Consider the following 20721-nt stretch of genomic DNA (forward strand, 5'->3'; position numbering starts at 1 on the left):
CACCCCTGGCCGCCGCACGCAGCGATGCACGGCCGCACCGCGCTCGCTCGCCCGTCATCAAAGCATGTCCCACTGCATCGACAGGTAGTAGCTGCGACCGGTGACACCGGTCATCTGCCAGCGGCTGGCGATGTCCTTGTAGGCCTCCTCGGTGCGGTTGGTGAGATTCAGGCCACCCAGCTGGAAGCTCAGCTTGTCGTTGACCTGGTAGCCGAGCACCGCATCCAGCTGGGTGCGCGCCTTCATGGTGTGGCCTTCCCGCGCGAAGAAGCTGTCGCTGCTGTCCTGTTCGTACTCACTGCGATGGTTGAGCGAGACGCGCGCCGAATAATGCGTGCTCTCCCAATACGCGGTGGCGTTCCAGGTCTGTTCGGACAGGTTGCGGATCTGGAAATCGGTATCGCGCTGCGGAATCACCCTGGTGAAGTTGGTGGTCACCCCGAAGCCGTCGATCGGCAGCCAGGCGTCCAGCGATTGCGTCCAGCCCAGTTCGTAGCCGCGGATCTTGACCTTGCTGGGATCGTTGGTGGTGGCAGTGATCTCGTAGATATCGCCGCCGCTGTCCACGCAGTCGCCGGCTGCGTTGCTGGACAGCGCAGTGCCGTTGAAGGCGGCCGGGCAGACGATGCTGTTGAAGGTGCCGTTCTTGATGTTCTTCCAGAAGCCGGCCACGGTGAGCGCGCCACCGTTGCCGTAGTACCACTCCAGGCTCAGGTCGGCCTGGTCGGCGGTCAGCGCCTTCAGATCGGTCTGGCCCTGGGTGACGACGTAAGTGGTGGTGCCGCCGGTATTGGTGCCGGTGGAGATGGTCGAGGCGATGGCGGTATTGCTGTCCAGAATCGGCCGTACCAGCACCTTGGCAGCGGCAAAACGCAGCAGCAGGTCGTCGCGCATGTCCAACACCAGGTTCAGGCTGGGCAGCCAGTTGGAATACTCGTACGGCGCACGCGCGGTGCCGATCACCACATTGGCATCGTCGCTGGCGGCCTGCGCCTGGGTCAGGTAGGTGTCGGTGGTGCGCTTGGTGTTTTCGTAGCGCAGGCCGAGGTTGCCGCGCAGGCGCATGCTGCCGATGTCGGTGTCGATGCGCGCCATCGCGTATGCCGAGGAAATGTCGTTCTCGATGCTGTAGCTGCTCTGCGGCGCGAACAGCACCGGCACGCTGATGCCGGCAGCCGCCAGCGAGCGCGCGTAGGCCGCGATGTCCGGGGTGACCCAGCTGTCCTGCGAGGCGAGTTGCCCGTCGAGAAAGTTGCTCACCGTGCTGTTGGCGGCCGACAGCTCCGGGAACATGTCGAAGCCCGACACCGCACCGGTCCTGAGCAGATATAGAAAGTCGCGCCGGCGCACGTCGCGCTCGAAGGTCTCGCGGCGGTATTTGGCACCGAAGCGCACCGCGTTCAACGCACCCAGGTCCAGATACCGCTCGGCATCCAGCTGCAGCGACCATTCCTTGTTGCTGAGCGACTGGATGGAGCCGTTGGGGTACTCGCTACGCACCAGATTGCGCTTGTCCCGGGCGCTGGCATCGGTGGCGTCGGCATCGGTGGTCAGCGAGATCGCGTCGGGATTGGAGGTATCCAGCAGCGTCGCCGAGGGAATCCGGCCCAGGATCGCGGCGCGTTCGTTCTCGTCGGTCTTGCCCTGGGTGTAATTGGCCGCGCCACTGAGCGTCCAGGCATCGCCCTTCCACTTGAAGTCGTAGGTGAGCAACTGCGTGGACAGGTCGTGTTGTTCGATCTGGCGGTTGTTCTCCAGCCAGTAGTCCGATGCCGACACCTGCGTGGCGGTCAGGCCGTTGGTCTGCAGCACCGTCAGCGGGGTGCGCTCGAACGAGTACACCAGCTGGTTCATGTCGTTGGCGGTCTTGTCCTGCGAATACAGCGCAGTGAGGTTCATCTCCAGCTGGTCGTTGGGCTTCCACTGCAAGCCGCCGTTGAACATCTTGCGCGTGGTCTCACGCTCGATCGAGCGATAGCGCGGGCGGCGCGGGATGTACAAGGTGCCGGCGTCGGTGTCCTGCGTGTACCAGCGGTCGATCCACAAATAATCCGCGCGGTCCTTGAGCTTCTGGTAGCCGGCACTGAGGAACACGCCCAGATCGCCGCCGCCGAACTTGAACTGGTCGATATGGGTCAGCACGCCCTTGGGCGTGGGCGAGCCACCGGCAAATTCCGCATACTGGGTCTTGGCCGAGAACAGCAGCTTGGTCTGCCGGTAATCCAGCGGTTTGGTGGTGTTGATGTTGACCGTGCCGGACAGGCCACCGGCGTCCATGTCCGCCGATGGCGATTTGATCACCTCGATCCCGGCGGCCACTTCCGGCTGGATGATGTCGTAGCGGAATCCATCGGTGAAGTCGGCGCTCTTGATCACCTGGCCGTTGATGGTGGTGGCCGAATACTGCGGCCCCAGGCCACGCACGCTGATGGTGGAGCCGCGCCCGTTGATGGTGGAGATCTGCACGCCGGGAATGCGCTGGATCGCCTCGGCGATGTTCTCGGCAGGAAACTTGCCGATGTCCTGCGCGGAGATGCCATCGGTCATGCGCACGTCGTCGCGCTTGTTGTCCATCGCGGTGATCAGGCTCTTCTGGTAGGAGCTGGTGACCTTGACGGTATCGACTGGTAGGAGCTGGTGACCTTGACGGTATCGAGCTGGGAGATCTGCGCCGATGCCGCCGGCGGCGATTCCTGCGCTTGCGCGTTGGCGCCACAGGCGAGCAGCGACAGCGCAATGGCGAGGGACAGCGAGGAAGGCGAACAACAACGCAACGCGGCACGCGGGACAGGTGACATGGGAGATCCTGAGGTGGAATAGCTGGACGACGACGCGGCTGGCATTCCGATCGATCAGCGATGACAGATCCCGGCGTTGGGCAACCCACCCACACGCGCACAGTCCACCAGTCCCGGACATCCGGAACCACCTGCGATCTGTTGTCTGCGAGCACCCCGTACGGCCCCCCGTGGGTGCCGATGCCCGCCTCCCTCCCAGGACGGACATCGCCTGCCATTGCTGATCAACGGCCCTGACTGGAAAATACCAATTCAGTGGATTTGATTCTTATGGTCTTTAAAAGATCCTGTCAACAGTCACTGTCGAAAGTGTTTGATGGTCCGCCGCGATTGCGTTTAAGCCCAGCGTTTAAAGACCTGCGACGGTGCGTAAAGGATCATTTGGGTGCGCGGCGGGCATCGTTGTCACAGGACCAGTCACTGACCAATCTCCGGTAACCAGACCAATTCTGGCGGGTCCGGAACGTGTCCGGCGCAGCGCGAGCATTGCGGGCTGCATCACAGTCCATCACCAGGCGCTTTTGAGTGATCGGGGCAGCATTTCTACCGCATCAGCGCAGCCCGTCGACTACCGCAATGACCACGCACGGCGCAACGCCGACAACGTTGTCAGCGGCTTAATCAAGTGCGTCACTGCATCGGCCGCGACGAAGACACCAGCCATCACGCTTGCACGCTAATGGTGCAAAAACCATATCTCTTGCTAAGCAGCGCGTAACTCCGCTCCTAGCGCAATTGCCCCTGGTCGACGCGCAACAATGTGCGCTCCGGGGTGGCGGCAAAGCCGAGCAGTTGCAGGCCCACGCCCAGCACCGCGTCCTGCCCCGGATCGACACGTGACTGCAGCTGCCAGCGTCCATCGCCCCACAGCTGCAGCTGTGCATCGGCCTGCACGCCGGTAGGCAGCGCGGCGTCCGGCAACAGGATCAGCACGGCGGTGTTGTCCACGCATCGCGGCTGTCCGGACAGGCGCAACGGCGGCAGACCGGGCAGCTCGCCCGCCCCGCTCGCCAGCAGTTGCAGGCCGACCCGCCCATCTGCCTGCACGCAACCGCTGCCATCGAACAGCAGATCCACCTGCTGCAGCTCCAACGCCAGATCGATCAAGGCCATGCCCGCTGGTTGGCGCAACAGCAGCTGACCCTGTGCATCGCGGATACCGTGTTGCGCGCCATCCACCAGCAGCAGTTGCAGCTGCGGGGCCTGCAGGTGCACCTGCCGCTCTCCACGCACCAGCGGCCACAGCCGCGGCCGTACCGTGACATCGCCGAAGGCGATGCCTTGCCATTGCACCTGCCGCAGGGTGCCGGCCCATACCGGCCCCTCCACGTCCAGCGCCGAGAACGGCAGCACCTCGCGTGGCAGCACCAGGCGCAGCGGCAGCCATGCCAGCAGCGCCACACCCATCATCAGCAGGAAGACCAGGATCCAACGCAGGCGCGTCACGGTGCAGGCTCCGCAAACCCGCAGCGTACCCGCAGTTGGCCCTGGTCGCGCACGATGCTCAGCTGCGTCGGCGCCAGGCCATGCGCCTGGCGCAGCCGCTCCAGCCAGCCGAACAAGCTGGCGGCGCTGACCGCATCGATCTGCACGTCCACCCCGCCCGCTGCGTTGCGCTGCTGGGCGGTGATGCCGACACCGGCATCGCGAGCGCTGCTGGCGATGCGCTCGGCCAATGCTGCGGTGCCCGGCGCGGTGGCGGGCTCTTTTGCCGATGCCTGTGCAGAGGCGTCCAGGACCAGCTGCACCGCAACGGCATAGCGCGCCTGCGCCTGGGCGTGCCAGTGCCGCAACGGGGTGTAGAGCGCATACCAGCCGACAAATGCGGCCAGCGCGGCGCACATCACGCCCAGCATCAACCGCTCGCGCGGCGCACGCGCCTGCCACCACTGCATACCGCGTTGCAGGCGTGCATTCATCGCAATGGCTCCAGTGCGAACGGGGTCCGCATGCGATTGTCCTCGGTCTGGCTGCTGCCGGGTTGCAGTTGCCATCCTGCCTCGGCCAGCCGCGCGGACAGCTGTTGCAGGCTGGCGCCATCGCTGTGCAGCAGTGTGCCGCGCAGCGGCTGCGCGGCCTGATAGTCGAGCTGATCCAGTTCTGCCACCGGAACGGCATCGACCGCTGCGAACAAGCTGCCGAGCTGCACGGCCAGGACATCGGCTGCCGTCCCAGCATGCCGGCGTGCCTGCAGTGCGGCCGGTACCGCCGCCGCATCGCGCACGCCCAACTGCGCGGCGGCGCGCGATTGCAGCAGGTGCGCGCCGATTTCGTAGCGCAGTGTCTGCGCCAGCAACAGCAATAGCGGCGACAGCAGCACCAGCGCGGCCAGCGCCGCAAGACGGCGCGGAGTGACCGTCTGTGCAGCGGCCGGCCTTGCGGCGAATGCGTGCTGCAGCAGATTGATCGGCGCGCGCGTGGCGCATCGCGCAAAGCAGTCAATGGTTTGCGCAGTGTCGGATGGCGGCGGCTGTGCCGGCGCGCACGCGCCCAGCAGCATGCGCGCGGCCTCCGGCTCCAGGCTGCAGGCCAAGCCCGCGCCGCGGATCAGCCAGCGGCCGTCCCAGTCCACCACTGCCACCGCAGCATCCGCGCCGGGCTCCAGCAACAGGCAATCGGGCACCACCGCATCGGGGACGACGCCCAGCTGCGCTGCGCGCGCCAACCACTGCTGCATCGTTGCGCCATCCACCGCAGCCACCAAGCGCGTGCCATCGGCCTCGCTGCGCTCGGCGATCACCACATGCAGCGCCGGCGCCTCCACAGCCAGATGTTCGGCCAGTTGCAGGCGCGCGGCCGCGACCGACTGCGCGATGCTGCGGCCGGGCAGGCTCAGCCAGCGCAGATGCACATCCACGCCCGGCACCACCAGCACTGTGCGTGCGGACGGTTCATACGGCGCGCTGGCCACACGCTGTGACAGCACCTGGCCATGCGCGTCCACACGCACGGCGATCGCGTGCGCGGTGGCATCGGCGGGCAGCAACAGCAAGGTGGTACTCATTCGTCGGAACTCCATTGGTGCGCCACCAGCCGCACGCGCCCGGCAGGATCCTGCTGCAGCAAGGCGTCCAGCACGACTTGCGCGCCGGCATGGTCGACCTGGCTGTAGAGGGAAAAATAACGGGTGCGTAATTCGATCTGTTCCAGCACTGCATTGGAAAGCTCGGCCTGGATCAGCCCAGGCTGGCTCAGGAAGGTTCTGACGTCGCGCCATCCTCCGGCCGGCCGCGCGGCGATGACGCGGCGCGCGGCCGGCAACTCCAGAGCGCCTTCGGTCAGCGCCACCAGCACCGGCGCATCCTGCAGACGCAACGTATTGATGTTGACCGGCGACAGCCGCGCCTCCGGCAATGCGCACACATGCGGCCGCAACTGCGCGATCACCTGCGGCGTGTAGCCGGCGATGGCACGCAGCTCGCTGACGCCCGCCAGCAGGGTCGCCCCGCTGCGCAACGGCACTGCCGATTGCAGGTAGCGACCGTCTTCGGCGCCCTGCGCACCGGGCTGGCTATCGCTGTCGATCCAGTCCACCAGTGCATCGGTCAGCGCCTGCGCCTGTTGCGGTGCGATGCCCAGCACCTCCAGCAAGGCGCGGTACTGCGCTGCGCCGTCGTCGCTGCGCTGCCATTGCTCGGGCGCACCGACGACCACGCTGTTGAGATTGAAGCAGCCGCCGCGGTCGCGCAGCCGCACGCTCACTGCGCCGTCGTCCAGCGGGAAGGTCACCGGTTGATCGTTCCAGCCACCCTCCAGCGTGGTGCGTATCGGGTCGCGCCTGGCCAGTGCCTGCAGGCGTTGCCGGGCGATGGTTTCGGTGCCCAGCGCATACCACTGCGCCTGCGTCATCGCCTCGCCATTGCCGCTGCGGCGCAGGCCAAAGCGCAGATCGTCCAGCACTGCGACCATCAGCAATGTCATCACCGCCACCAGCAACAACACCGTCAGCAATGCGACGCCACGTTGCTGCCTGCGTGCGTTCAAGGCCTTCATCCGCGCCCCTCCGGCAGCAGGAACAACTGGCGCACGCGGCCCCATTGCTCCAGGTCCAGCTCCAGCGAGATCGCATCCGGCAGCGCGTCTAGCCCGCCGCTCCAGCCATCGCTCCACTGCGCGCGATAATGGAACCCGACCACCGCCGAGCGCACGCCACGCAACACCACCTGCGGCGTACCGGCGACTGCACCGTCGAGTGCGGGGCGTGCACTGCGCTCCAGACGTCCGTCGACCACGCGGTATTCCACGTATTGCAAGGACGCACGCGGTGCCTGATCCGGATTGCTCCAGCCGCGTCGCACAAAACCGAACAGCGGACCCGGCACACCGGGCGGGCTTGCGACGAACGCGGTGCGTGCAGCGCCGCCCTCGCTATTGCGCGTGCGCCGCACTGCGGCCTGCTGCAGGTCGCTGCGCAGCAGGCCATGCGCAAGCTGGAACTCGCGCACCTGCTGCAGGCGCGCACGCACGGCATCACGCTGGTCGATGCTCTGGCGCATCACCACCACCGCAGCGACCGCCACCAGCGCGAACACCGCCAGGGCGACCAGCAGCTCGATCAAGGTGAAGCCCGCGCTGCCACGGACACCTCCTGCGCTGCGACGCGCCCGGCTCATTCGGCCCTCCGCAGCACACTCAGGCTGGCGATTTCCTGCGCCTGCGCTGCAGCGCGCACCTGCACCCGGATGCGCACGATGCCGGTACTGCCGGCCGGCATCGACGTACGCTGCCAGTCCCAGCTGCGTCCGCCCAGCATTTCCTGCCCGTTCGCCGGCGCCACTGCTGCGGCGGTGGGCGCCAGCATCGCGTCGATCGCCTGATTCTCCGCAACCACCGCAGCCAGTGCGCGCTCTTCCAGCACCACCGCGGTGCGCGTGCTTTCGCCGGACAGATTCAGCAGGCCAACCACGGCCATGCCGAAGATCGCCAGCGCGACCATCAGTTCGAGCAGCGAAAATCCGGCGCAGGCATGAGGATCACTGCAGGGGCGCATCGACCCGTACCACGCCGGCGGCGTCCACCACCACCTGCAGCTGTTGCTGGCCGTCGGCCAGTGCGATGCGTTGCGGCGTGGCCGCACCGGTGGGGTCGAAGCGCACGCTCAACTGCGTCCCGCCCACCGGCAACTGCGTCTGCACGCCGGCAGGCCAGCGCATCGCGGCGAACGGTTTTTCATCCAGCGGCACCCAGCGTTGCTGCGCCTGCCGCCGGAATGCATAACCGCCCGCATCCACGCGCACCTCGACCATGCGCAGGCTCAGGATCGCCTCGTCGCGTGCATGGCCCAAGGCACTGGCCAATGCATCGGCCTGGTCGTGCAGGTCGCGCCGCGCATCGGGCAAGGTCAGCACCACCAGCGTACTGGCCAGTGCGGTGATGACCAGGACGGCGAGCAGTTCGAGCAGGGTGAAGCCGCGCGCCTGCGCCCGCGACGCACATGCCCGTGCTTGCCTTGCCATGGCCGTTTGCGCGAGCACTGTTGCGACTCAGCGCCAGTTGCCGACATCGGCATTGTCGGCGTCGCCGCCTTCGGCACCATCGGCACCGAACGAGTAGACGTCGAAGCCACCACTGCGGCCCGGGCGACGGTATTGGTATGCATGGCCCCACGGATCTTCCGGCAGGCGGCGGATATAGCCGCCCTGGCGATAGCGCTCGGGCCGGGTCAATCCGCTCGGCGCATTGAGCAAGGCCTGCAGGCCCTGTTCGGTGCTCGGGTAGCTGAGGTTGTCCAGGCGATAGGTCTCCAGCGCCTGCTCCAGCACCGCCACGTCGGCACGCGCCTTCTCGACCATGGCGCGATCCTGGCTAGGCATCACGTTGATCATCACCACCGTGGCCAGCAGGCCGATGATGACGATGACCACCATCAACTCGACCAGGGTGAAGCCGCGCAGGCGCGCGCGCGCAGTGAGCGAGCCAGGACGTGCGCGAGAATGGATGGACTGCATGAGGATCTCCAGGGATAAGCGTCCGCGCTCAACCAAGCGCGAGGGTGTTGAATTGCAGGATGGGCAGCAGGATCGACAGCACGATCACCGCCACCACGCCGCCGAGCAGCACGATGATGGCCGGCTCCAGCAGGCTCATCGCCGCGGTGGTGAAGGACTCGAACTCGCGCTCCAGATAATCGGCGGCGCGCTCCAGCATCGGCGCCAGGCGCCCGCTGTTTTCGCCGCTGGAGGCCATGTACAGCAGCGTCGGTGGAAACACGCCGGCGCGCTTCATCGCCGCGGCCAGGCTGCCGCCTTCGCGGATTGCCGTGACCATGTTGTCGGTGGCCAGCCGCAAGGCGCGGTTGTCGACGGTGCGCGCGGCGATCATCAGGCCTTCCATCAGCGGCAGCCCGCTGTTGACCATGATCGCCAGCGTGCGCGCCATGCGTGCGGCGTGCAGGTCGCGGATCAACCGGCCGAGCAAGGGCGCGCGCAGCACCGCACGGTCGGCCGCCAAGCGTAACTCCGGGCGCTTGAGCAGGCGCAGCGCTGCGATCACCGCAATGACCAGTGCCACCAGCAACGGGATGCCTGCATGCAACAGGAAGTTAGACACGCCGATCACCGCGCGCGTCAGCCATGGCAACGCACGGCCCATCGAATCGAACTGGTCCACCACCTTGGGCACCACGAAGGTCATCAGCACAATGACCACCGCACCGGCAGTCAGGGCCAACGCCGCCGGATACACCAACGCAGACTGCAGCTTGCTGCGCACCTGCGCCTGCCGCTCCAGCAGGTAGGCCAGGCGCTCCAGCACCTGCGGCAGCGCCCCGGCACTCTCGCCCGCGGCCACCATCGCCCGATACAGCGGCGGAAACGCAGTGCCCTGGCGCGCCATCGCATCGGACAGGCGGAAGCCCTCGACCACCAGCCCGTGCGTCTGGCCGGTGACCCGGCGCACGCCGCGCCGTTCGGATTGCGTGCCGATGATGCGCAGCGCTTCTTCCAGCGGCGCGGTTTCCACCAGCGTGGCGAGTTGCCGGGTGAACAGCACCAGATCCTTGCCGCTGAAACGCGCCGGACGCACGCTGCTGGCCGCCACCGCCGCCTCCACGCGTACCGGCACCCACTGCCGCTGCTCCAGTTGCGCACGCGCATTCTGTGCGTTGTCTGCAGTGATCACACCCTGGCGGCTGTGTCCGTGCAGATCGAGCACGGTGTAGTCAAACCGCGGCATGTGCCTCGTCCTGCTGGCGGGTCACCCGCAGCGCTTCTTCCAGCGTAGTGAGGCCTTGCAGCACCGCCGCGCGCGCGGCATCGCCCAGGCGCGCTGAACGTGCGAAGGCCGCTGCGGCCAGGGCATCCTCGTCGGCGTTGTCGCCGATCAGGCGGCGCATCGCATCGTCCACCGCGATGGCTTCGTAAATGCCCACGCGCCCGGCATAACCGCTGTGGTGGCAGGCCGCGCAGCCCACGGCGGCGTAGATGGCTGCATCGTCGGGCGCCTGCAACATCTGCCGCGTGCTGGCATCCAGCCGGCGCGGTGCGCGGCACTGCGTGCACAGGCGACGGACCAGGCGCTGCGCCAGAATCAGCCGCAGGCTCGATGCGAGCAGGAACGGTTCGATGCCCATGTCGCGCAGCCGCGTGACCGCGCCCACCGCATCGTTGGTGTGCACGGTAGACAGCACCAGGTGACCGGTCAGGCTGGCCTGCACGGCGATCTGCGCGGTCTCGGTGTCGCGGATCTCGCCGATCATCACCACGTCCGGATCCTGGCGCAGGATCGCGCGCAAGCCGGCCGCGAAGGTCATGCCCACACGCGCGTTGACCTGGGTCTGGCCGACGCCGTCGATGGCGTATTCCACCGGGTCCTCCACCGTGAGGATGTTGCGCGAGCCATCGTTGAGCAGGCTCAGCGCCGCATACAGCGTGGTGGTCTTGCCCGAGCCGGTCGGCCCGGTCACCAGCACGATGCCGTTGGGCACCTGCAGGGCGCGCTGCACGGTGTGCATCACCGCCGGTGGCGTGCCGAGCTGGGCCAGCGACAAGGTGCCCTGCTCCTTGTCCAGGATGCGCAGCACCACCCGCTCGCTGCTGCGCGTCGGCAGCGTGGAGACGCGTACGTCCAGTGCCTTGGCACCCATCACCAGCGACACGCGACCATCCTGCGGGATGCGTTTTTCGGCGATGTCCAGCCGTGCCATCACCTTGACGCGCGACACCAGCAACGGCGCGATGCGTCCGGGCAAGGTGGCCGCCTCGCGCATCACCCCATCCACGCGCAGGCGCACGCGCAGGCGCGATTCGTAGGATTCCAGATGCACGTCCGAGGCGCCCAGGCGCGCGGCCTCGGCGATGATGCCGTTGATCAGGCGGATGATCGGCGCATCGTCCTGGCTGTCGAGCAGATCGGCGGTGGGGATGTCGTCGATCAACGAATCCAGGCTGCCGTGCAGGTCCAGCGCCTCCACCTGCACGCCCTGCTCCATGCCGGCATCGGCGTAGATCTCCGACACATGCCGGTCGAACACCGACGGCGCCAGCGTGCGCACCTGCAACGGCATGCCCAGCGCACGCCGCAGCTCGATCAGCGCCTGCACATCGCCACCTTCGCGCAGGCCGATCTGCGCGGCGCTGTCGCTGCCGAGCAGCACCACGCCGTGGCGCTTGGCAAACGCGTAGGAAATGCTGGCGAGCACGGTGTTCATGGCATCAGCGCTGCGCGGGACGCGCGCCGGGCGCAGGCGTTGTTGCCGGTGCCGGCACGGCCGACGATGGGGCGGCCGGCAGCTGCGGCGGCAGCGCGCGCAGGTAGTCGCGCACCAACGCATCGAGCGCGGCTTCCGGGTCGCCATCGGCCAACTGGCGATCGCGCAAATAGGTGTAGCGCGGCGCGGTCATGCGCTGCGCATCGGCCGCGTCGCGGATGATGGTCGGGCGGATGAACACCATCAGATTGGTCTTGTCGCGATTGCGCGACTTGTGCCGGAACAGCGCGCCCAGCCCGGGCACATCGCCCAGCAGCGGCACCTTTTCCACGGTCTGCCGGTCGTTCTGGTCGAGCAGGCCGCCGAGCGCGACGATGGCGCCGTTTTCCACCACCACGCGGGTTTCGATCTGGCGCTTGTTGAACACCAGCTCCGAGGACTGCGCGCTGACCGGCCCGGCAATCGCCGAGACTTCCTGCTTGATCGCCAGGGTGATGCCGCCGGCGTTATTGATCTGCGGGCGCACTTCCAGCTCCACACCCACGTCCTGGCGCTGGATGGTGCGGAACGGGTTGTCGTTGGCCGCGCCCAGCACTTCGCCGGTGGTGATCGGCACCTCCTGCCCAACCAGGATGCGTGCCTGCTCGTTGTCCAGGGTCATGATCGACGGGGTCGACAACAGGTTGGAGCCGGTGTCGCTCTTGACCGCATCGATGATCATGCCGAACACCGCATCATTGCTCTGCCCGGCCAGCCCGATCAGGCCGCCGCTCAGGCCCAGCAGCGATTGCGCGGCCACGTTGCGCGCCTGCTCCAGCACCGAATCATCGTCGCCGTTGTTGCTGCGCGTGCCGGCCGCCGCCGCAGCCAATGGCACGATGCCCGGCGCCGCGCCGCTGTACTGCGTGGCGATCAACGGCACCGTGCCATTGCGCCCGGCCAACAGCAGCTGCACGCCCAGGCGCTTGGCGGCGGTGTCGGAGATCTCCACCACGATCGCTTCGACCAGCACCTGCTCGCGATGCACGTCCAGCTGACGGATCACGTCCATCAATGCACGCTGAGTTTCCGGGTCGGCATTGATGATCAGGGCATTGGAGCCGGGGTAGCGCACGATCACCGGGCGCTTGCCGGCGGCCGGTGTGATCACCTGCGTCTGTGCAGCACCGGCAGCGGCGGCCACATCCACCGCGTTGGAGCGCGTGTCCTGCCCGGGCTGCGCCTCGTTGCCCGGGGTCTGTCCGACCAGTTGCTGCAACACCGGCAGCAATTGCTCGGCGCTGGCGTGTTGCAGCCGCACCACGCTGACATCGCCGCGACGTTCGGCGCGCCCATCCAGATCCACCGCCGTGCGCACCACCCGCTGCACCAGCGCCGGGTCGCCGCGCACGATCAGCGAGTTGCTGCTGTCCACCGGCAACACCGACAGCACGTTGCTGCGTTCGCCGGCCTGCCCGAACAGCGAGGTCAGCGTGCGCGCCAGTTCCTGCGCAGAGCTATTGCGCAAGCTCACCGTGTCGATCGCCGCGCGGTCGGTGTCGATCTGCGCGACCAGGCCGCGCACGCGGCGCAGGTTATCGGCGTAGTCGGCAATCAACAGGCTGTTGCCCTGCGGCATCGCCATGATCACGCCGCCGCGCCCGATCAAGGGCTTGAGGATCTCCGCCGCGCTGCGTGCATCCACGCGTTGCAGGGTGAACACCTGCGTGGCGAATCCCAGGTTGCCATTGACCGCGCTGCCGGGTTGCTGCGCAGCGGTATCGTCGGGAATGATGCGGTAGGTCGACGGCCCGCTGGACACCGCAATCAAGCCATTGGCACGCAAGACCGCCAGCAGCATGCCGAGCAGGTCCTGTTCCGACATCGCCTGTGCACGCGCCACGTTGACCGTGCCCTGCACGCGCGTATCCACGATGAAGGTGATGCCGGTAGCGCGCGACACATCCTGGATGAAGGCGCGCAGGTCCACATCCTGCAGGCGCACGGCCGGCGCGTCGGCGGCATGCAGCGACACCATCGGCACCGCCGGCAGTGCGAGCAACAAGGTGGCCGAAAGCAGCCATCCGGGGCGGGCAGCAGTCATTGCGGGCGCTTCAAGGTCATGGTGTGGGTCTGGCCGTCGCGGCGGTAGGTCAGCGTGGCCGCCTGGCCATCGCGCAGTTCGTCCTGCAGCTCACGCAGGTGTTCGGCATCGAGCGTGCGGCCATTGAGCTGGGTGAGCACATCGCCTGGGGCCAGGCCGGCTTGGCGCAGCAAGGCCCCATCGCCGCGCGGCATCACGGTGAACCCGCTGCCGTCTTCGCTTGCACGCAGGCCGGCGCTGGTGAGCAGCTGTTGCGGGTCGACAGCCATTGCCGTGGCCGTGCCAGCCGCTGCGCCGACATTCGACATCACCGCAGGTGCGGCGCTGGTGGCTGCTGCCGCGCTCGTTGCTGGCGAGGGCGGCGCCGACGGCGCTGTGGATTCCACCAAGCCCAGACGTCGCACGCCACCACCGGTACGCAGCAGCACGTGATCGCTCGCGATCGCCTGCACCACCACGCCAGGCGCCACGACATCGCCAATGCGATACGCCCCTTGCCTGCCGTCGCCGCTGCTCAAGAACGCAGCCGCTTGCGTGCCGCCTGCGCGTACGCCATGCAACACGAGGCCGTCGCTGCTGCTCTCGGGCACGCTGCGATAGAACACATCGCGGCGCAGTGCGGGCAGGTCCGCATTAGCGGGCGCGGCGACCTGGGCAGCGCCCAACGGCCCGATCGGTGTGATCACCACCCACAGTAGGCGCGCGCACTGCAGCGCCAGCAACACGAGCAACACGCAGGCCAGTGCGCTGCGGCCACGCGCCGACATCAGGGGTTTCAAGGAGGGCAAAACGCGCTGCAAAGCGGACATCCGTCTCAGGATTGCGGTCGGATGACAGAATGCGGCCGCAATGTGTCAGTTCGAAGAAAGTGATGACACAGACCGACACACGGCGACACACCCGCAGACGAAAACGCCCGCCATGCAGGGCAGGGCGGGCGTTTGCGATACCGGCAGCGGGCGTCGGATCAGAAGCGCGCTGTCACACTCAGGTCATACGTCACGCCAGGCTGGTACTCGTACAGGTCCACCCGATTGCTGCCCAGGCTCTGATATTCCTGGTACTTGGTCTTGAGCAGGTTGCGTGCGGCAAAGTTCAACGACAGCGTATTGCCCGACCACACCAGGCCCTTCTTGATCACCAGATCCAGCGAGGTGCCGGGCTTGTCGATATAGTCGGGTTGCCCGGGGCGACCACGCGCGGACACCCGCTCACCGACATAGTTGGCGATCAAGGTGGCCTGGCTGTGGGTGCTCTCGCTTTCCACACCGATCTGCAGGTTGGCGATGTCATCGGACTGCCCCTGCAAGGCCGAGCCATCGCGGATGAACAAGGTCGCCTGCACCGGTGCGGTGAAGCCGAACGGCTGCACGGTGTCGCCATCGCTGGCACTCACCTCCGACTTGGTGCGCGTGTAGTTGCCGGACAGGAACACCCGCTTGTCACCCCACCAGTCGGCCGCGATCGGCAGGTCCAGATACTTCTTGGCTTCCAGCTCGATGCCGTACAAGGTGGCCTCGGGCGCATTGATGAAGCTCTGCACGATGCCGCCGCCCGGTGCATCGTTGACGATGGCTTCGATCGGCTTGTCGATGCTCTTGTAGAACGCGCCGACGGTGAAATACTCACCCGGCTCGAAGAACCACTCGTACCGCGCATCCAGATTGACCAGCTCGCTATCGACCAGGAACGGATTGCCGAAGAACTGGCGGTCGATATCCGGGTCCAGATACTGCTGCGGCGCCATCTCGCGGAACTGCGGGCGCGCAATGGTCTTGGAGGCACCAAAGCGCAGCTGCTGGTTCTCGGCAAAATTCCAGGTCACCGTGGCCGATGGCAGCGCGTAGCTGTTCTCCAGCGGTGCCACGCTGTCCTGGCGCACGCCGGTGAAGATGTCGTACGGATGCACCGCCTGCGTGGCGTCTTCGTAACGCACACCGACGGTGGCCCGCAGCGTCGGTACGATCTCGCCCTCGGCCTGCAGATAGGCCGCCTTGACCTTCAGGGTTGCATCGTACGCGGCCGCACCAAAGCTGCCGGTGGTCTCGCGCAGGCGCAGCAGATCGTTGCTGAGGTTGTAGTCGGAGATCAGATAATCCACACGCTGGAACTGGTTGTAGAACGGCAACGGGCCATCCAGTGCCAGGAAGCGGAACTCGCGGCTCCACGCGCTGCGGTCGTTGTCCAGATAGGCCAGACCGCCCTTGACGGTGACATCGCGCTCGATCGGCAAACGCCAGGTCACATCCACACCGCCGCTGGCCACGGTGTCGTCGACCTTGCTGAAACGGGTGTAGTTCTGTACGCGCGAGGCATCGTGCGCCCAGTAGCCATCCAGCAACTCGTAGCGAATGCCGGTTTCGTACGGCACATCGCGGCTGGCATTGGCCACCGCTGCGCGCCATTCAATCTTCAAGTCGTCGTACTCGCCGAACGCGTGCGTGCCGCGTAGCTGGTTGTTGATCAGCTGGCGCTCGTACCACTCGGTATTGTCGTCGCGTACATCGAAACCGGCCAGTTCATCGCGGCCGGCACGGCTGCGCGCGACCTTCAACGCATCGTGCACATACAAGGTGGTCCAGCCGATGGTGTGGCTGCCGTACTCCCAGCCCAGGCCCAGCATGCCGTTGGTGCGCACGTTGTTGCGGGTGGTGGCGAAGTCGTAGTTGGAATTGAACTCGACCGTATCGCCGACAAAGATGCCGTCCTGCTGCTTGCCGGTACGCGTGCGCCACTCGTTGTCGTAACTGGCCACCGCAATGATGCCCAGCTTGGCCTCGCCCACGTCCATGCTGTAGCCGGCGCTGCCGCCGACATTGACGTCCGGGGCGATGCTGTCCTTTTCCTGCAGCACGTACAGGTTGGCGTTGTTCAAGCTGCGCCCGATGCTGCGGATGTCCTCGCGCGAGAAGCTGCCCAGATCCACGCGCCGGCCGCTCTGGATCGCATCGCGCAATGCGCCGGGCTGCTTGCGCGTGCCGTCGTCATAGCCCCACTCGTCATCGCCGGAGCCGTAGTAGGTCAGGCCTTTTTCGCCGGTGCTGACGCTGTTGACGCCGCCGCCCACTGTCAGCGACAGGAACGGCTTGTCCGGCACCGCCATCGATTGCAGATCGATCACGCCGCCGCCGAATTCGCCCGGATAATCGGCCGAATAGGTTTTCTGCACGGTCACGCTGTCCAGCACATCGCTGGGAAACAGATCCAGCGGCACCACGCGCTGCATCGGCTCGGGGCTGGGCAATGGCGAACCATTGAACAACGCCGAGGAATAGCGCTCGCCCAGGCCGCGTACATATACATACTTGCCGCGCGACAGGCTCAGCCCGGTGACACGCGTCAGCGCCACCGCCGCGCTGCTGTCGCCGGTGCGCTCCATGTCCTCGCGGGTGACGAACGATGCCACCTCCGAGGTCTGCAGCATCGGTTCGGGAATGTAGTCGCCACGCACCACGACCTGGTCGAGTTGCTTGGGCGCACTGGTGCTGCTGGTGCCACTGGTGGAGCCGGCATCGGTGGTGGTCGACTGTGCCAGCGCAGCACCGGAAAACAGCAAGGTGGAAATGGAAAGAGACAGGCCCGTCCGCGAGAGACGGGCGACAGCGGAGGTTCGCATCGTGGGAGCCCTGGCAACTGAAAGATGAAGCTGGACGCATCACAAGGCAGCCGCCTGGGCTGCCTTGTGATGCTGTGCCTCAGCAGGGACGATCGGCGGTCAGGCCGCAGGTCCAGCCCTGCCACCAGGTGTCGTTGGCATCGCGCACGCCACCGATGTAGTTCACCTGCTGGAAGAAGCTGCTCACCCCGTTCAAGCCCTGGAAGGCCGGCACGGCGCTTTCGTTGGCGCCATTGATGAAGGTGTTCTGCAACGTGGATACGCCATTGGCGACATTATTGGTGCCGGCCGCAAACTGGGTGGCAGCACGCGTATCGCTGCCGAAGGCGGTCGGGCAGGCGAAGAACACCGAATTGAAGGTCCCGAGCGTGTCAGTATCGGCCAGGTTGAAGCACACCAGGCCATCACCGCTGCCACCGGCCGGACGCGTGACGACCGAGTTGTAGAACGCTGCCTGCGTGCCTTGGTTGAGCATGATCGCCGCACCGGCGCGCGCATTGCCCACGTAGGTGAAGTTGGCCACCTTCGGACGCGAATACGGCTGGCGGCGCAGGCTGCTCCACTCGTTCATGCGGTCGCCGCCGCCGGCGCGCTGCACCACGATGCCGAACTGCAGGGCGCCGTTCCAGCCGGCGTCGGTATCCAGCGAATCGTCGTCGGCACCGGTGATCACGATGTGGCTGCCGTTGACCGTGCCACCGAACCATTCGATGCCGTCGTCGGAGCTATTGTGGATCTGCACATGATCCAGACGCGTGCCGCTGCCCACGCCGGCCAGGGTGATGCCCTGCAATTCGTTGTTGGGCGAAATTTCGAAGCCCGAATACATCACCCGCAGGTAGCGCAGGGAACCGCTGTTGTCGGTGGCGCTGTTACCGCCGTAGAACGCGTTGGTCCCTTCGACCTGCGCCTGGCATTCCGGCGTGCCGGAGACCGTGGTGCCCGGGCAGTTGTTGATGGCCGCACGGCCCAGCACCACGATGCCGCCCCACAAGCCGATGGTATTGGCGCTGACCTGCCCCTCCAGGGCCTGGCGTGCAGTGAACACGATCGGGGCAGTGGCACTGCCTTCGGCAAAGATCTGCGAACCGCGGTTGACCACGATGTAGTCGCTACCGGCCGAACCGAACAGGGTCACGCCCGGTTCGATGGTCAGGATGCCCTGCGTGCTGCCGGCGGCCGGAGCGATGGCATTGCCGCCGCGGTCGGTGCCCACGTTGACGCGTCCGCTGATCGAATACGCCGTGCCCGCACGTGCCGGCACCACCAGATTGCCGTTGATGGTGTCCGGCAGCTGGCAGGCGCGCAGCGTGTTGTTGGCGATGGTGCCGACGTTGGAAAAACCGGTCGGGCAATCGGTGGCAGGGCCGGTCGGTGCCGGAGCAGGCGTGGGTGCCGGGGTCGGTGCGGGAGCCGGCGTCGGTGCCGGCGGAAATGCGCCCTCGCCGGGCGAGGCGACACGATCGGCACCACCACCGCAGGCCGACAACGCCAGCGCGGTACCAAACGTCATGAGAAGTGTCTTGCTGCTATTGCGAACGGACATGCGGCTGATCTCCAGGTCAAAGAAGGTCCGGTATGAAGAGGAGTCGTCAAGAATTGGCTGCGTTCCGCCCACTGCAGTGGCGAGCACGTTCTAGATCCCCGTCACTTTTATAGGGGGTGTCTGTGTCATTTGTCTTACGACGACACAATTGACACATTCTTGCCACACAGTGACATGCACTGTAGCGGGATGACCTCAACCACCATCCCCGCCGCCCTGGGCGACTGGATCATTGCGCAGGCAATGGCCGGCCAGCCGCCCGAACAGGCGCTACAGCCGCTCCTGGATCAAGGCTGGAACGAACAGGACGCCATCGACGCAGTCGAGGCCCTGGTGCGTAACCACATCCAGCACCACGCGCAAACCCATGGCCTGCCGGTGCCGGTGCGTGTGCCGGCGATACTGCAGCACAACGATGCCTCGTTACTGGACCTGGGCGACCGCCAGGTAAGCGTGCTGGTCAGCCTGTTGCTGCCGCGCGTGGTGGTGCTGGGCGATTTCCTGTCCGATGCCGAATGCGATGCATTGATCGCGCTGGCGCAGCCACGCCTGGTGCGTTCGCGCACCGTGGACAACGACAACGGTGCGCAGATCGTGCATGCCGCGCGCACCAGCCACAGCATGTGCCTGCAGCTGGGGCAGGACGCGCTGTGCCAACGCGTCGAAGCACGCATCGCACGCCTGCTCGATTGGCCGGTCGACCACGGCGAAGGACTGCAGGTCTTGCGCTATGCCACCGGCGCCGAATATCAACCACACTACGATTACTTCGACCCCGCTGCGGCGGGTACGCCGCTGTTGCTGCAAGCCGGCGGCCAGCGCGTCGCATCGTTGGTGATGTATCTCAACACGCCGGAACGCGGCGGCGCCACGCGCTTTCCCGATGCGCACCTGGACATCGCCGCGGTCAAAGGCAACGCGGTGTTCTTCAGCTACGACCGCCCGCATCCAATGACACGCAGCCTGCACGCCGGCGCGCCGGTCCTGGCCGGCGAAAAGTGGGTCGCCACCAAGTGGCTGCGTGAACGCGCAGTACTCATGCCTGGCTGAGAGCAGCGATCACACGCGTACGTCGTCGCCTAGTAGACGAAGATCGCGCCGCAGCCGAAGTGTCCCCATGCAGATCCGCGCACAGCGACAAGTGCCGAGCTGCAACGTCACTTGGATGCAACCAAGGCTCAGGCGCAATCAACAGCCTGGTCTGCCGAGTGTGCGGCGCCCTCACCACTTGCGGGACACGCCGTGAACCCGTCCCTGGGGGCTCGGTGGCGGCATCCATGCCGCCACACGGTCCCGCAACCGGCGCGGACACCGCACCAGACAGTTGGTCGGCTGCTTTCTTGAAAGCGTATCGCTCGGCTTGCGGCGAGCAGACGAGACGTTTGCAGGTTGCGTGTTGAAAACCTGCCTGTTGCTCGGTTTGCGCGGGGAACTGATCGAACGCAACGTGGTTCGAACAACGCACGCCATGCACTGCTTGCATACACACACCGACTATCTCAACTGGCGCTTGCCCGCCCACCGTCGCGGGACCTTGAGCGGCATGGATGCCGCGCCAGAGCCTACAAGGACGTACTTGCGGCGTGTCCTGCGATGGTGGGCGGGCAAGGGCCCTGCAGCAAACTCGCTGCGTCGAGGGCGCGGTGCCCTCGCCGCTTGCGCGACACGCCGTGAATCCGTCCCTGGAGGCTCGGCGGCGGCATCCATGCCGCCACACGGTCCCGCAACCGGCGAGGACACCGCACCAGACAGTTGGTCGGCTGCTTTCTTGAAAGCGTGTTGCTCGGCTTGCGGTGAGCAGACGAGACGTTTGCAGGTTCCGTGTTGGAAGCCTGTCTACCGCTCGGCTTGCACGGGGCACTGATCAGACGCAACGTGATTCGAACAACGCACGCCATGCCGTGCTTGTAACTGCGCATACCGACCATCTCCACAGCTCCTTGCCCGCTCACCTTCGCGGGACCTTACGCGGCATGGATGCCGCGTAAGAGCCTTATCTGTTCGGATTCTGGCAGTTTGGGCGTCGAGAGC

At 66.3% G+C, this 20721-nt stretch carries 15 protein-coding genes and 1 pseudogene; 1 reads left to right on the forward strand and 15 read right to left on the reverse strand.

What is annotated here, in order from left to right; translation table 11 throughout:
• Positions 1-57: 57 nt before the first annotated feature.
• The 15 genes and pseudogenes from LL972_RS17555 to LL972_RS17625 all read right to left on the reverse strand — a co-directional run bounded on the left by LL972_RS17555 (position 58) and on the right by LL972_RS17625 (position 18690).
• A pseudogene (locus tag LL972_RS17555) lies at positions 58-2798 on the reverse strand (TonB-dependent receptor).
• Between the two features lie 726 nt (positions 2799-3524).
• Entirely contained in the window at positions 3525-4208 is a 684-nt protein-coding gene (gene gspN / locus LL972_RS17560) for a type II secretion system protein N (protein WP_429002184.1), read from the reverse strand.
• 32 nt (positions 4209-4240) lie between these two features.
• On the reverse strand, positions 4241-4717 hold the full coding sequence (gspM, locus tag LL972_RS17565) for a type II secretion system protein GspM (protein WP_228328683.1): 477 nt from the start codon (positions 4715-4717) through the stop codon (positions 4241-4243).
• Positions 4714-5802: a type II secretion system protein GspL gene (gspL, locus tag LL972_RS17570; RefSeq protein ID WP_228328684.1), complete on the reverse strand. Its 1089-nt coding sequence runs from the start codon at positions 5800-5802 to the stop codon at positions 4714-4716. Before gspL ends, gspM begins: the two co-directional genes overlap by 4 nt.
• Entirely contained in the window at positions 5799-6791 is a 993-nt protein-coding gene (gene gspK / locus LL972_RS17575; protein WP_228328685.1) for a type II secretion system minor pseudopilin GspK, read from the reverse strand. Before gspK ends, gspL begins: the two co-directional genes overlap by 4 nt.
• A complete protein-coding gene (gspJ, locus tag LL972_RS17580; protein ID WP_228328686.1) occupies positions 6788-7411 on the reverse strand; it encodes a type II secretion system minor pseudopilin GspJ in 624 nt (207 codons plus the stop codon). Before gspJ ends, gspK begins: the two co-directional genes overlap by 4 nt.
• Positions 7408-7788, reverse strand: a complete 381-nt coding sequence (gene gspI / locus LL972_RS17585; protein ID WP_228328687.1) for a type II secretion system minor pseudopilin GspI — start codon at positions 7786-7788, stop codon at positions 7408-7410. Before gspI ends, gspJ begins: the two co-directional genes overlap by 4 nt.
• Complete coding sequence (locus LL972_RS17590; protein ID WP_228328688.1) at positions 7772-8254, reverse strand: GspH/FimT family pseudopilin; 483 nt, start codon at positions 8252-8254, stop codon at positions 7772-7774. Before LL972_RS17590 ends, gspI begins: the two co-directional genes overlap by 17 nt.
• 27 nt (positions 8255-8281) lie before the next feature.
• On the reverse strand, positions 8282-8746 hold the full coding sequence (gene gspG / locus LL972_RS17595) for a type II secretion system major pseudopilin GspG (protein ID WP_228328689.1): 465 nt from the start codon (positions 8744-8746) through the stop codon (positions 8282-8284).
• A gap of 28 nt (positions 8747-8774) precedes the next feature.
• Positions 8775-9971, reverse strand: coding sequence for a type II secretion system inner membrane protein GspF (gene gspF, locus LL972_RS17600; RefSeq protein ID WP_228328690.1), 1197 nt, complete (start codon positions 9969-9971; stop codon positions 8775-8777).
• A complete protein-coding gene (gene gspE / locus LL972_RS17605) occupies positions 9958-11445 on the reverse strand; it encodes a type II secretion system ATPase GspE (protein ID WP_266104682.1) in 1488 nt (495 codons plus the stop codon). Before gspE ends, gspF begins: the two co-directional genes overlap by 14 nt.
• A gap of 4 nt (positions 11446-11449) precedes the next feature.
• On the reverse strand, positions 11450-13528 hold the full coding sequence (gspD, locus tag LL972_RS17610; RefSeq protein ID WP_228328692.1) for a type II secretion system secretin GspD: 2079 nt from the start codon (positions 13526-13528) through the stop codon (positions 11450-11452).
• Complete coding sequence (locus tag LL972_RS17615; RefSeq protein ID WP_228328693.1) at positions 13525-14337, reverse strand: type II secretion system protein N; 813 nt, start codon at positions 14335-14337, stop codon at positions 13525-13527. Before LL972_RS17615 ends, gspD begins: the two co-directional genes overlap by 4 nt.
• Positions 14338-14495: 158 nt before the next feature.
• Positions 14496-17144, reverse strand: coding sequence for a TonB-dependent receptor domain-containing protein (locus tag LL972_RS17620; RefSeq protein WP_228328694.1), 2649 nt, complete (start codon positions 17142-17144; stop codon positions 14496-14498).
• 79 nt (positions 17145-17223) lie between these two features.
• Positions 17224-18690, reverse strand: a complete 1467-nt coding sequence (locus LL972_RS17625; protein WP_228328695.1) for a hypothetical protein — start codon at positions 18688-18690, stop codon at positions 17224-17226.
• Positions 18691-18879: 189 nt separating this feature from the next.
• Here LL972_RS17625 and LL972_RS17630 point away from each other — a divergent pair, with 189 nt between their 5' ends.
• On the forward strand, positions 18880-19740 hold the full coding sequence (locus LL972_RS17630) for a 2OG-Fe(II) oxygenase (RefSeq protein ID WP_228328696.1): 861 nt from the start codon (positions 18880-18882) through the stop codon (positions 19738-19740).
• Positions 19741-20721: the final 981 nt, after the last annotated feature.

Source organism: Xanthomonas campestris pv. asclepiadis (genome assembly GCF_020784175.1).
Lineage (GTDB): Bacteria > Pseudomonadota > Gammaproteobacteria > Xanthomonadales > Xanthomonadaceae > Xanthomonas > Xanthomonas campestris_D.